The 543-nt window shown below is 58.0% G+C and carries 1 pseudogene; it reads right to left on the bottom strand.

Going from position 1 to position 543, the window contains the following annotated elements:
* Nucleotides 1-431 (bottom strand): annotated as a pseudogene (locus tag GZH79_RS13525) (IS21 family transposase); the annotation flags it as partial.
* Nucleotides 432-543 lie beyond the last annotated feature (112 nt).

The following is a 543-nucleotide window of genomic DNA, read 5'->3' as shown; positions in this document are numbered from 1 at the left end:
CCCAGAACCGCAAAGTCCTCGCTCCAGTCAAACTGGAAGGCTTCACCAGGATCAAAATGCAGCGGCACAAAGGTCCCGCGCCCCGTCGTCTGCTGTTCACGCTGTCGATCTGCCCGCCACGATCGCGCAAAGGCCGCCACCCGGGCATAGGACCCGGTGAAGCCAAGCGCCACGAGATCGGCGTGCAACTGCTTCACTGTGCGCCGCTGTTTACGCGACTTTCCGGCTTCGGTCTTCAGCCAACCCGCCAGCTTCTCGGCAAAGGGGTCAAGCTTGCTCGCCCGTTCCGGCGTCGCGAATTTTGGCTCGATGGTATTCGCCGCCAGATGTTTGGTCACTGTATTACGCGACACGCCTGTCAGCCGCGCAATCTCGCGGATCGACAGCTTCTGCCGCTTATGCATCCGATGGATGATGTTCAAAAGTCCCATGTGGATCACTCCGTTGCCCCCGCTGCTTTATGCTTTGGGGAAAGGTTCACATGGCTCAGTTCTCAGTGAAAATAATGCGCCTTAACGGCTCAGTTCTGGGTGCAAATCAACA

It is taken from the genome of Loktanella sp. SALINAS62 (assembly GCF_018263905.1).
Taxonomy (GTDB): Bacteria; Pseudomonadota; Alphaproteobacteria; order Rhodobacterales; family Rhodobacteraceae; genus Loktanella.
The sequence above is the reverse complement of the archived record's forward strand: the minus strand, read 5'-3'. Positions and strand labels throughout refer to the sequence as shown.